This window comes from Sulfitobacter sp. EE-36 (genome assembly GCF_000152605.1).
Classification (GTDB): Bacteria; Pseudomonadota; Alphaproteobacteria; order Rhodobacterales; family Rhodobacteraceae; genus Sulfitobacter; species Sulfitobacter pontiacus.
On sequence record NZ_CH959310.1, the window covers coordinates 2,702,987 to 2,715,507 of the forward strand.

Sequence of the window (12,521 nt, forward strand, 5' to 3'; positions counted from 1 at the left end):
CAAAACAGGAACATCCCTAGAACAAACCCCAAATAGAAACGGGGAATGTCCGGATGCTGACCAAGAAACAACTCGATCTGCTGGCCTTTATTCACAAACGTGTGCAGCGCGACGGCGTGCCGCCCAGCTTTGACGAGATGAAAGAAGCGCTTGATCTGCGGTCCAAATCCGGCATCCATCGTCTGATCACAGCGCTGGAGGAACGCGGATTCATCCGCCGCCTGGCGCATCGCGCCCGCGCGATAGAGGTGGTGAAACTGCCCGATAGCTTGGGCAGCCTTTCCGGTGCGGGCTTTACCCCGCGCGTGATTGACGGCGACCGCCCCGATGGTCCGCCCCCTTCTGCCGCGCAGCCGGTCAGCGCGTCGTCCTTTGATGTGCCGATGATGGGCCGGATCGCCGCCGGTGTCCCGATCGAGGCGATCAGCACCATGACCCAATCCGTCGCCGTCCCCGGCGGGATGATCAGCGGCAGCGGCGAACATTACGCTTTGGAGGTGCAGGGTGATTCCATGATCGACGCAGGGATCAACGATGGCGACGTGGTGATCATCCGCGAAACCTCTGTCGCGGATGATGGGGATATCGTGGTTGCGCTGGTCGAAGACCACGAGGCGACGCTCAAGAAATTCCGCCGTCACGGCAGCTCTGTCGCGCTGGAAGCCGCTAACCCCGCCTATGAAACGCGGGTTCTGCCGTCGGATAAGGTCAAGGTACAGGGACGTCTGGTCGGATTGATCCGCACCTACTGACGCTTGCTACCGCGGCGGCCTGTCCTTGGGCCATGCAGTCCACAACCGCGTGCCCGCCTTTTGGCGGGCCGTTTGCATGGTGACCCGCCCCTTATAGAGGGTGAGTGCGACTGCCCCCGTGGATCGCAACCGGTCGGGCTCAAACACATCGCAGCCGCCCGTCAGCGGCGGTTCAGGCACAACTGACAGCACGATGATCTGATCCGCACGGCACGCCCCGAACGCCGCGCGCGCGCGCTTGCCGGACAGGTGGATCACCTCTCGCCCCCCGATCTTTGGCCTTGTGGGCCAACGCGCGGCGGCCCGGGCCTGATCGGTGCCGTCGCCGTCATTCTCCAGCCAGTTGAGCGCGACAAAGCCTGCGCCTTTTGCCTTGCTCAGCGCACGGCCCGTGGGGGTCATCACCCCCACCAGACTGCCGGTGTCAGAGATCAGTACCGTCGGACGCTCTGCACCGTGCCACAATACCCCCGCAGCAATCACGGCCCCCAAACCGGCAAACCGCAACCAGCCCTGCCACAGCAACAGCCACAAAAACCCGAGCGCCAGCAGCGGCAGCACCCAAGGGCCGGGGGCGGCCACATGCCCCTGCGCCCCGTCGATCTCTGCCACGCCTTGCGCGACCAGCAAGATCCAGCGCAACCCTGCGCCCATGACCTGCAGGGGGATCCACTCTAGCCCCAGCGGAGCCATGACCAAGGCCGCCACGGCGGCCGGCATCACCAAGATCCCCATCAGCGGGACCGACAGCAGGTTCGCGACCAAGCCATACTGCGCAATCGTGTTGAAATGGGCCGCCCCGATGGGCGCGGTAAAGCCCCCCGCCACAGCCGAGGAAATCACCGTCGCCACAGCCGGTGCCAGCCACTTCGGCCCAAGCGAGACCTCGGCGTTGCGCAACCAGCCAAAGATCGCAACCAACCCCGTGGTGGCGGCAAAGGACATCTGGAACCCCGACCCCGTCAATGCCTCCGGCCGCAAGACCAATACGATCGTCGCTGCAATCGCCACGGCCCGCAGGGTCAGCGCCCGCCGCCCGATGATCAACGCGCCAAGGGCAACGGCGACCATGATGAACGCGCGTTCGGTTGCGACATTACCCCCCGACAACAGCAGATAGCCGCTGGCCGCCACCAGCGCCCCTGCCGCTGCGATACTGCGCGTGGGCCAGCGCAGCGCGATCCACGGCACCAACGTCAGCACGATCCGCAACGCGCCAAAGACCACCGCGCTCAGCAACCCCATGTGCAAGCCCGAGATCGCCAATAGATGCGCAAGGTTGCTGGCGCGCAGATCCTGCAGCGCGTCCTGGCTGATGGCGCTGCGGTCGCCGGTGGTGATCGCCGTGGCAAACCCGCCGATATCACCCGGCAAGATCCGCTGAATCCGGGCCGAGGCCGCCATGCGCGCCCGAAAGACCGCCAGCCCGCCATGCCCCGCCTCAGCCGGTGTCGCCGCCAGTAACGGGGTGCGACTATACCCCACAGCACCCAAGCCCGCGAACCATGCATGCCGTTGGAAATCAAAGCCCTCAGGCTCGACCGGGCCGCTTGGCGGCGATAGATGCCCCGTGGTCATCACACCCAACCCCGGCGTGATATCCGCGTCAAAGCGTCTGTCGCCGTGCAAGGACACGCGCACATGCAGCGGCGTCCGAGGCGCAGACACCCGTTCCAGCACAACCCGATCCAGCGTCAGCCGCAAGGCGTCGGACTGGCTGCGATCCACCGCCACGACGCGCCCCGCGATCGGACCGTAGTAGCGCCACCCCAGCACCGGCCCGCCGACAGCATGGGCACGCCACGCCGCCAAATCAAAACCGACCAACGCCAAGCCCGCGCCCAACAAAACGGGCCCCGCGACCTCGCCCGCTAGAAAGGCCGCACCCCCCAGCAGCGCCGCCCCGCCCGCGACCCAAAGCAGGACGGTCAGCGAAGGCTCGGCCCGCAGCGCAAAATAGCTGCCGATCCCCACGGCCAGACACACCGGCACCCAGCCGATCAGATGCCCCCGCTGTGCGCGCATGCTCTGCGCCATATAGGACAACAGCCCCATACTTGCCCCCGTTCTCTGCACTGGGTAGATAGTCGGGGACGCTATCTCCAAAGGAGTTAGCAAATGATAAACGGCACCCCGAACGGGCGTTTTCCGTGAACTTCTGCTGCAAAGGATCCTCCGCCCATGACAACGCCTGTCGTTACCCGTTTCGCCCCGTCTCCTACCGGTTATCTGCACATCGGCGGCGCGCGGACGGCGCTGTTCAGCTGGCTTTATGCGCGCGGTCGGGGCGGTAAATTCCTGCTGCGTATCGAAGACACCGACCGCCAGCGCCACACCCCCGAGGCAACCGAAGCGATTCTGCAGGGCATGGCGTGGCTGGGACTGGATCACGACGGTGACGTGGTCAGCCAGTTCGAAAACGCACCCCGCCACGCCGAGGTGGCGCTGCAACTGCTTGCCGAAGGAAAGGCCTATAAGTGCTTTGCCTCGCAAGAAGAAATCGCCGCGTTCCGGGATCAGGCCAAGGCCGAGGGGCGCAGCACCCTGTACCAATCACCCTGGCGTGACGCCGCGCCCGAAACGCACCCCGACGCCCCCTATGTCGTACGGATCAAGGCCCCGCTGACGGGCGAAACCGTCATCCGCGACGCGGTCCAGGGCGACGTGGTGATCGGGAATGACCAGCTTGATGACATGGTGCTGTTACGTTCGGACGGTAGCCCCGTATACATGTTGGCCGTTGTTGTTGATGACCACGACATGGGCGTGACCCATGTGATCCGCGGGGATGATCACCTCAACAATGCCGCGCGCCAGATGATGATTTACAACGCCATGGGCTGGGACGTGCCGGTCTGGGCGCATATCCCGCTGATCCACGGCGCGGATGGCAAGAAACTGTCGAAACGTCACGGCGCTTTGGGCGCGCAGGAATATCAGGCCATGGGCTTTCCCGCGGCCGGTATGCGCAACTACCTCGCCCGTCTGGGGTGGAGCCATGGGGACGACGAATTCTTCACCGACACCCAAGCGCAAGAATGGTTCGATCTGGACGGTATCCGCAAAAGCCCCGCGCAATTCGACCTCAAGAAGCTGGAAAACATCTGCGGGCAGCACATCGCCGCGGCGGATGATGCTGCATTGCGGCACGAGATCGAGGCCTATTTGACCGCTGCCGGTCTGCCCGCGCTCACAAAAGCGCAAGCTGACGGGTTGGAGCGGGCGATGTATTGCCTAAAGGATCGCGCGAAGAAATTCCCTGATCTTCTTGAAAAAGCTGAATTTATCCTCGCCGAACGCCCCATCCAGCCGGACGAGAAGGCAGACAAGCACTTGGACAATGTATCCCGTGGTATGCTGACTGAATTGACGCCGCAGTTGCAGAATGTTACTTGGGACAGAGAAACGCTGGAGGAGGCGCTGAACGGCTTTGCCGCCGCTCGGGACACCAAATTCGGCAAACTGGCGGGGCCGCTGCGCGCAGCACTCGCCGGGCGGGCAGCAACCCCATCAGTTTTCGATATGATGCTGGTACTTGGGCGTGACGAAAGCCTTGCCCGTTTAAACGATGCGGCTATCTAAGATATGCAAAAGCATATTCCTGATATGCTCAACAATAACTGAGGGGCGGACCGTTTCGGTATCTCCCCAGTCGACGGCATAACGCACGTCGATAAAACGATAGGAAGGGACTTCATGGCCGAAAGTACAAAATCCGCAACGTTGACCATCGACGGGAACAGCTTTGAACTGCCGATCTATTCCCCGTCGGCGGGCCCGGATGTCATGGACATCCGCAAGCTGTTCTCTCAGGCGAATGTGTTCACATATGACCCTGGCTTCACCTCGACAGCGGCCTGTGACAGCACGATCACCTTCATTGACGGTGACGAAGGCGTGTTGCTGCACCGTGGGTATCCGATCGACCAACTGGCCAGCGAATCTCACTACCTCGAAGTGTGCTACCTGCTGCTGTATGGCGAACTGCCCTCTGCCGCGCAGCTGGAAGAGTTCGAAAATCTGGTGACCAACCACACCATGATCCACGAGCAGATGATTAACTTCTTCCGTGGTTTCCGCCGTGATGCACACCCGATGGCGATCATGGTCGGCGTTGTGGGCGCGATGTCTGCCTTCTACCACGACAGCACCGACATCAACGACGCGCACCAGCGCGAAGTGGCAACGATCCGTCTGATCGCCAAGATGCCGACGATTGCCGCGATGGCCTATAAGTACACCATCGGTCAGCCGTTCATCTATCCGCGCAACGACGTAGACTATGCCGGTAACTTCCTGCGCATGTGTTTCGCCGTCCCTGCCGAGGATTATGTCGTCGACCCCATCCTTGCCCGTGCGATGGACCGCATCTTTACGCTGCACGCGGACCACGAACAGAACGCATCGACATCGACCGTGCGTCTGGCGTCCTCTTCCGGGGCGAACCCCTTTGCCTGTATCGCTGCTGGCATCGCCTGCCTTTGGGGGCCGGCGCATGGTGGGGCGAACCAGGCGTGTCTGGAAATGCTGAAAGAGATCGGCACACCGGACCGCATCCCTGAATTCATCGCCCGCGCCAAGGACAAGAACGACCCGTTCCGCCTGATGGGCTTTGGTCACCGCGTCTACAAGAACCACGACCCACGCGCGACCGTGATGAAAGAAAGCGCGGACGAAGTGCTTGAGCTGCTGGGTGTCGAAAACAACCCGATCCTGCAGGTCGCGAAAGAGCTTGAAAAACAGGCGCTGGAAGATCCGTATTTTGCAGAGAAGAAGCTGTTCCCGAACGTCGATTTCTACTCGGGCATCATCCTCGAAGCGATGGGTTTCCCCACGTCGATGTTCACGCCGATCTTTGCGCTGGCACGGACCGTTGGCTGGATCTCGCAGTGGAAAGAGCAGATCAGCGATCCTCAACTGAAAATCGGGCGTCCCCGTCAGCTGTATCTTGGCGAAACACCACGCGACTATGTGAATATCGAAAAGCGCTGAATGTCAGTACATTAGTCAAAACGCCCCGCCCTCACGGCGGGGCGTTTTGCGTTTCAGGGCGGGCTGCTGCTGCTTGGAACGCAGGACAAAGAGAATCACCTGAAAGCCCGCCCAAAAGCGCCCCGTGATCAAAGCGCCTCTTTCCAGCCCACTGTTTCAACTCACTTTTCCCCATTTCGAAACCATAGGGTCCGAAATATGGCAGTTTTGTGTTGTTGTTTCCAAGCTGGGCATAATGGTCAAAATTGATTGACCAACTGCCCCGATCATCCCAGATTCATCGTCAATTCAGCGCAGGTTTACCCTGTGCGATGCACAGCAGACCCCAATACGCCCGCTGCCCCCCGCGGAAAGGATGACCGGATGAACGACCCTCGGCCTCGCCTTCAATGGGATAACGCGACCAGTCTAAGCTGCAAGACCGCACGGCATCACCCCGCGCCGCAGGGATCGTTCGTGCATGATATCGAACAGAAATGTGACCAGATCGCGGTGGTCTATGACAAGGGCCAGACGCCGCCGCGGATCACGGTCAAGCAAGTGTCCGGCAGCGTGCACACGGTGCTCGCCGACGGGATAGCGGTGGCTGTGGTTGCCAGCGCCTCGCGTCCGACGCTCAACCCCGATGACGTGTTGCTGGTCGAACGCTCGGTCTAGCGGGATTAGCGGCCCTCGAAGCTCGCGGGGCGTTTCTGCATAAAGGCCATCACGCCCTCTTTGAAATCACGAGATTGCCCGCATTTCCCTTGTTCCTGCGCCTCTAGCGACAGCTGATCCTCCAGCGTGTTGTCCCAGCTGGCACGAATGGCGTTCTTGGCAGCAGCATAGGCTGCGGTCGGACCTTGCGCCAGATGCGCCGCCTTGGCACGCCAATGGGCATCAAAGGCGGCATCGGCCACGGCTTCCCAGATCATCCCCCAGTCATCCGCCTGACGGGCAGAGATTTTATCCGCGAACAAGGCCGCGCCCATAGCCTTGGCCGTGCCCATCTGGCGGGGCAACGTATAGGTGCCGCCCGCATCGGGCATCAGACCAATGCGCGTAAATGCTTGCAGGAAATAAGAAGATTCCGTCGCAAAGACCACATCCGCAGCCAGTGCAAGGTTCGCCCCTGCCCCTGCCGCAGGACCATTGACCGCGGCGATCGTTGGCACAGGACAGTTTGTGATCGCCCGCAGCATGGGGCCATATTCCTCGCGCAGGGTGCGTTCCAGATCCAGCGAGCCCTTGCTGCTGCTGTCGCTCAGATCCTGACCGGTGCAAAACGCACGACCGGCACCGGTGATGACCACACAACGCGCGTCTTTGCCCGCTTGGGTAAACGCGTGCTCGATCTCTGCCCGCATTTGCGTGGTCAGCGCGTTCATCTTGTCGGGGCGGTTCATGGTGACCACGGCCAGCCCGTCGGTCAGTTCATAGGTCAGGGTTTGATAGTCCATGGCACGGGTTCCTCATCTAGATTTCCCCCGCACCTTACCCATACGACAGGCCACCGCCAGTGAAACCCCGCGTTATCGCTTCAGAATGTCGTCCAGCCGCGCCTGTTCTTGCGCGCTAAGCGGGGCCTGTTCCGCGGACGGTGCCTTCGCACGACCGCGCAGGTAGCCAACCCCGACCCCCGCCGCAATCAACAGCATCAGCGGCCCCGCCGCCCACAACACCCAGGTCGATCCCCGCGCGGGCGGGTTGAGCAGGACATATTCACCATAGCGGTCGACGATATAAGCGACCGCCTCTTCGTCGCTGTCGCCGGCCACCAGACGTTCGCGCAGCAGGATACGCAGGTCGCGCGCAAGGCTGGCGTTGCTTTCGTCGATGCTTTCGTTGCGGCACACAAGGCAACGCAACCCTTTCGACAAGCTCCGCGCGCGTTGTTCAAGCGCAGGATCCGAGAGCACCTCGTCCGGCTGCACGGCCCAGGTCGGCGCAACCGATAGCACAGATGCTACAAGCAACATCAGGGCGAGGATCAGCGCTCTCATTGTGCAGGCACCGGTTTTGTTTTCGCCGCCCCTGCCGCAACGCGGTAGCGCCGGTCCGAAAGACTTAACACGCCACCAAGAGCCATCAGCGCGCAGCCGATCCAAATCCAGTTGGTCAGCGGCTTGACATAAGTGCGCACCACCCAGCCACCATTTGCCTGTTCATCCCCGATCACGACATAGACATCGCGCAGCAGATTATAGTCGATCGCCGCTTCGGTCGTGGGCATCTGCGCCACGGGATAAAAGCGTTTCTCCGGTCGTAACTGCGCAATCTCTTCCCCGTCGTGGAACAATGTCACGCTGCCGGTCGTCGCCGTATAGTTCGGACCCTGGCCTTGGGTGACATCGTCCAACTGCACGGTGTAGCGCCCCACATCGTAGGAGTCCCCCAGCGGAACGGCGCGGATATCATCAATCGACCACGCCGTCAGGCCAGCCACCCCCGCCATGGTCACCCCAAGGCCGGCGTGGGCCACCATCTTGCCCCAATCCGCGCGCGGCAACCGCCCAAGCCGGCGCAGCCGATTACTACCGCGCCCCGTGCGCCCCCATAGGTCAACCACGGTGCCCATCACGATCCACGCCCCCAAGAACAACCCGAGCGGACCCAGTAAGCTACGCCCCGACTGCATCGCGTAGGCCAATCCCCCAATCGCAATCGCCAATACAAAAGCGTAGCGTAGCGGCTTTAGCGCCCGCGAAATCACCGCACGCTTCCAAGGCATCGCCGACCCGATCGGTAGGATCAGCCCCAGCATAATCATGAAAGGTGTAAAGGCGGCGTTAAAAAACGGGGGGCCAACGCTCAATTTTCTGTCGAAGAACATTTCCGCCAGCAGGGGCCACATCGTGCCAATGAACACGACGAAACAGGCAACGGCGAGCAGCACGTTATTTACCAGCAAAGCCGACTCTCGGCTGACCATGCTGAACACGCCTTTCGCCTCTAACGCGCTGGCGCGCGCCGCGAACAGAACCAGCGCTCCACCCATGAAAAACGCCATGATCATCAGAATAAACACGCCGCGTTCGGGGTCATTCGCAAAGGCGTGGACCGAGGTTAGCAACCCAGACCTGACGATAAACGTCCCGATCAGCGAGAAGCCAAAAGCCAGGATCGCAAGCAGGATCGTCCAGCTTTTCAGGCTTTCTCGTTTCTCCACAACGATGGCGGAATGAAGCAGCGCTGCCGCCAGAAGCCAGGGCATAAAGCTAGCGTTTTCAACGGGATCCCAGAACCAGAACCCGCCCCAGCCAAGTTCGTAATAGGCCCACCACGACCCGAGCGCGATGCCGATCGTCAAAAACACCCACGCCGCCAAGGTCCAAGGGCGCACCCACCGGCCCCAAGCGGCATCAATCCGCCCTTCGATCAAGGCGGCAACGGCAAAGCTGAAGGTCATCGAAAGGCCGACATACCCCAAATACAAAAACGGCGGGTGGAAGGCGAGCCCTGGATCCTGCAGCAGCGGGTTCAGATCCTGCCCGTCAAAAGGTGGCGTCGCCAGCCGCAAGAACGGGTTGGATGTGAACAGGATGAAGGCAAAAAACGCCACACCGATTGCGGCTTGCACAGAAAGAACCCGCGCCCGCAAAGTCGGCGGCAGATTGCCCCCGAACCACGCGGCCATCGCCCCGAATAGCGACACAATGAGCACCCACAGCAGCATTGAGCCTTCGTGATTGCCCCAAGTACCGCTGATTTTATACAAAAGCGGCTTCATCGAGTGGCTGTTCAACACCACCAATCGCAGCGAGAAATCAGAGGTGACAAAGGCCCACATCAACGCCCCAAACGCCAGCAATGTCAGGGCGAATTGCGCCCCGGCGGCGGGCTCTGCCACGGCCATCCAACCGGGCCAGCGTTTATGGGCACCAATCAGGGGCACGACCATCTGAACGATGGCAACGCCGAAGGCGAGGATAAGGGCGAAATGTCCGAGCTCTGTAATCATACCCCGATCATAGAGCGGAGCACCGCCCCATACCATGCCGATTCACCGCGAAATCACACGACTGTGCGCAGCAAAGCGTCGCAGGCCCCCTTACCCTGCAACCCTGCGCCAGTCCGCAAGCGCCGCGTTGTCCGATCTGTCGCGCACTGCGTCAGATGCGCCTTCCAGATCCCGCAGGGCCCCTTCTTCAACACCATCAACACGCAGCGTTTCCAGCTCTTGGATATGCCGCATGACCGTTGGCGTCTGCGCAATGGTGCGCGCGATAGAGCGTTGGAACTCTTGTGTTTTTACCTGATGCCGCGCGCCAAAGTAGAAGGACACGACAACCCCCAGAAGCCACCATAACGGATCTGGCACCAGCGACACGCCCTGCATCCGGCTGGCAAACCAGACCGGATCAACCATCGCCGTGATGAACAAGCCCAAGGTACCAAGCGCCAGCGCTGGACGCGGAAGCCGGTTCAGCCCGTCCATGAAACGGTCAAACCGTCCCTTGCGGGGCACAGCGAATTCCGCCCCAAATTGCACCATAGCCTGTTCCCGCGCGGTCGCATCACGGCCGGCCGTCTTTTCCGCATTGGCGCGAAATACCTCGACCGTGTCGCGCACCACATTGCGGCCGTCGCCAAAGACCAACGCAAGCGCGGTATCAATCATCCCCATGCCGCGACCCTTTCGTTAAAGTCACGGATGCTCAGATGGTACCGCGGCGACATGAATTCCTCTGCCCGTTTGATCCATCCTCCCTTCTTTCCGGCCCTTGTGCGGGCGTATTTGCGACTTGCGGGGCGCTGATCCGCCAGCCCAAAGTAATAGTTGCGCCGCGCCACGGCGTAGGCGTCCACCATCTGCGCAGGTGCAGCGGCGTAAGCGCGCCCCGTAGCGCCAAGCGTTTGCGGTCCAAGCGCCCCGTCCACGGCCACATCAAACCCCATATCTCTTAACAATCGCTGAAGAATCTTCACCGCATTCGCCCCCGCATTCACGTACATGTCGAAAACGGAGGGCTGGAGCGGACGGGGCAGCTGCGCGATCTTGGGTTTGTGGAAGTAATGGGTGATGAATATCTCGGTCGCTTGATCTTGAGTAAGCTCTTGAACATCGGCGAGATTTACTGCGCCGTCACGGTTCACATCCAGCCCCAGCCGACGCAGCGTGTGGATGGTGACGCCGTGGTTCGTTGCCCCGCCCGGATCATCGGGGTCATTCACAAAGCCCCCCTCACGCGCGACGATGGACTTTGCAATTTCCTCAACAGTTTGCATCAAATTGGCCCTTCTTGCAGGTTGCACTGCTGCAAGAATGACGTCTCAGATGTTAACGAAACCCGGCAGGCCCGTACGCATCACCCCTCGGGGGCAACATAAACGCCTTGCTCTTTCAGGGCGTCGACGACCTCTTTCGGCATGTAGGTCTCGTCATGTTTGGCAAGGATTTCAGTCGCTTCGAAGGTGCCGTTGATGTAACGCCCTGTCCCCACCATGCCTTGATTTTCCTCGAACAGATCGGGCAATACACCGCTGTAGGTCACAGGCACAGCCGCGCCGCCATCGGTCACGGAAAAGCGGATCGTCAGACCATCCCCGCGCACAAGGCTGCCTTCTTCGACCAGGCCACCGATGCGGAACACCTCTGTCGGGCCGGGGGGTTCGGCGATCACCTGACTGGGCGCGCGGAAAAAGTTGATCCCGTCGCGCATGGCATATCCAATCAGCGCCGTGGACAGCACAAGCGCCACGACCGCGACGCCGATGATCTGGATACGCCGTTGCTTTTTAAGACTTTTCATGCGCCCTCAGGGAAATAGCGGAGCCATCATCAGCCCCTCGACCTCGTCAATACCTAACATCAGGTTGGCGTTTTGCAACGCCTGCCCGCTGGAGCCCTTGGTCAAATTATCGAGCGCGGCAACCACAATGGCACGGCCGTCAATCCGGTCTGCCACCACGCCGATATGACAGAAGTTCGACCCGCGAATATGGCGCGTGCTCGGGGCCTCCCCCATGGGCAGCACCTCGATAAAGGGCTCTGCATCATAGGCCGCGGCAAGGGTTTTGTGGATCACCTCGGCGTCGCCTTTGACATAGACGGTCGCCAAAATACCGCGGTTGGCGGGCACCAGATGAGGGGTGAACTGCACCTTAACCGGACGGCCAGCAATGGCGGAAAACTCCTGATCAAACTCACCCAGATGGCGGTGCGTCCCGCCAAGGGAATAGGCGTGATACCCCTCGGACAGTTCTGCATGCAGCAGGTTTTCCTTCAACGACCGCCCCGCACCGGACACGGCGCATTTGAGGTCAAGGATGATGTCGTCCAGATCAATCACCCCTTTTTCGATCAAGGGGCGCAGGGCGAACTGGCCGGTGGCGGCGTTGCAGCCTGTACCGGCCACAAGACGCGCGGATTTGATCTCTTCGCGGTAGAATTCGGTGAGGCCATAGACCGCCTCTTTCTGCTGCTCCAGCGCGGCATGGGGGTTGCCGTACCACTTGGCGTAGGCCTCGGGGTCGCGCAGCCGGAAATCTGCCGAAAGATCGACGATTTTCAGGTCTTTAGGCAGGTTGGCAATGACCTCTTGGCTGGTTTTATGGGGCAAGGCGCAAAAGCACAGGTCAATGTCCGAGAAATCGATCTCTTCGATGGTGACCAATGCGGGCAGGTCGAGATGGCGCAGATGTGGAAACACCTCTGCGATGGTTTGCCCCGCCTTGGAGTTTGCCCCCAAAGCTTTGATCTGCATAGAGGAATGGCCAGCGATCAGCCGGATCAGCTCGGCTCCGGTATAGCCGGAGGCACCAAGAATGGCGATATTATGGGTCATGTCGGGTTCC

12 protein-coding genes are annotated in these 12,521 nt (G+C 61.0%); 4 read left to right on the top strand and 8 right to left on the bottom strand.

Annotation, left to right across the window (positions count from 1 at the left end):
- Nucleotides 1-53 precede the first annotated feature (53 nt).
- The gene (lexA, locus tag EE36_RS15685; protein ID WP_005853849.1) at nt 54-752 is read left to right on the top strand and encodes a transcriptional repressor LexA; all 699 of its coding nucleotides are present in this window, start codon (nt 54-56) and stop codon (nt 750-752) included.
- Nucleotides 753-758: 6 nt separating this feature from the next.
- On the opposite strand, the gene EE36_RS15690 is transcribed toward lexA, so the two are convergent.
- Nucleotides 759-2,807: a ComEC/Rec2 family competence protein gene (locus tag EE36_RS15690; protein WP_005853851.1), complete on the bottom strand. Its 2,049-nt coding sequence runs from the start codon at nt 2,805-2,807 to the stop codon at nt 759-761.
- A gap of 126 nt (nt 2,808-2,933) precedes the next feature.
- Here EE36_RS15690 and gltX point away from each other — a divergent pair, with 126 nt between their 5' ends.
- The 3 genes from gltX to EE36_RS15705 all read left to right on the top strand — a co-directional run bounded on the left by gltX (nt 2,934) and on the right by EE36_RS15705 (nt 6,401).
- The gene (gene gltX / locus EE36_RS15695; protein WP_005853853.1) at nt 2,934-4,334 is read left to right on the top strand and encodes a glutamate--tRNA ligase; all 1,401 of its coding nucleotides are present in this window, start codon (nt 2,934-2,936) and stop codon (nt 4,332-4,334) included.
- Nucleotides 4,335-4,448: 114 nt separating this feature from the next.
- On the top strand, nt 4,449-5,744 hold the full coding sequence (gene gltA, locus EE36_RS15700; RefSeq protein WP_005853855.1) for a citrate synthase: 1,296 nt from the start codon (nt 4,449-4,451) through the stop codon (nt 5,742-5,744).
- A 363-nt stretch (nt 5,745-6,107) separates the two neighbouring features.
- Nucleotides 6,108-6,401, top strand: coding sequence for a hypothetical protein (locus EE36_RS15705; RefSeq protein WP_005853859.1), 294 nt, complete (start codon nt 6,108-6,110; stop codon nt 6,399-6,401).
- Between the two features lie 5 nt (nt 6,402-6,406).
- Here the strand turns inward: EE36_RS15705 and EE36_RS15710 are convergent, their stop codons facing one another.
- From EE36_RS15710 to argC, 7 genes are all read right to left on the bottom strand, one after another.
- Nucleotides 6,407-7,183 carry an enoyl-CoA hydratase-related protein gene (locus tag EE36_RS15710; protein WP_005853861.1) on the bottom strand — a complete coding sequence of 259 codons (777 nt, stop codon included), beginning with the start codon at nt 7,181-7,183 and terminating at the stop codon, nt 6,407-6,409.
- A gap of 72 nt (nt 7,184-7,255) precedes the next feature.
- Entirely contained in the window at nt 7,256-7,726 is a 471-nt protein-coding gene (locus tag EE36_RS15715) for a cytochrome c-type biogenesis protein (protein ID WP_005853863.1), read from the bottom strand.
- Complete coding sequence (locus EE36_RS15720; protein ID WP_005853864.1) at nt 7,723-9,684, bottom strand: heme lyase CcmF/NrfE family subunit; 1,962 nt, start codon at nt 9,682-9,684, stop codon at nt 7,723-7,725. The genes EE36_RS15715 and EE36_RS15720 overlap by 4 nt, the downstream gene beginning before the upstream one ends.
- 90 nt (nt 9,685-9,774) lie before the next feature.
- The gene (locus EE36_RS15725) at nt 9,775-10,350 is read right to left on the bottom strand and encodes a holin family protein (RefSeq protein WP_005853866.1); all 576 of its coding nucleotides are present in this window, start codon (nt 10,348-10,350) and stop codon (nt 9,775-9,777) included.
- Nucleotides 10,341-10,952, bottom strand: a complete 612-nt coding sequence (locus EE36_RS15730) for a holin-associated N-acetylmuramidase (protein WP_005853868.1) — start codon at nt 10,950-10,952, stop codon at nt 10,341-10,343. Before EE36_RS15730 ends, EE36_RS15725 begins: the two co-directional genes overlap by 10 nt.
- Before the next feature lie 80 nt (nt 10,953-11,032).
- Complete coding sequence (gene ccmE, locus EE36_RS15735; protein WP_005853870.1) at nt 11,033-11,476, bottom strand: cytochrome c maturation protein CcmE; 444 nt, start codon at nt 11,474-11,476, stop codon at nt 11,033-11,035.
- A 6-nt stretch (nt 11,477-11,482) separates the two neighbouring features.
- Complete coding sequence (gene argC / locus EE36_RS15740) at nt 11,483-12,511, bottom strand: N-acetyl-gamma-glutamyl-phosphate reductase (protein WP_005853872.1); 1,029 nt, start codon at nt 12,509-12,511, stop codon at nt 11,483-11,485.
- Nucleotides 12,512-12,521 lie beyond the last annotated feature (10 nt).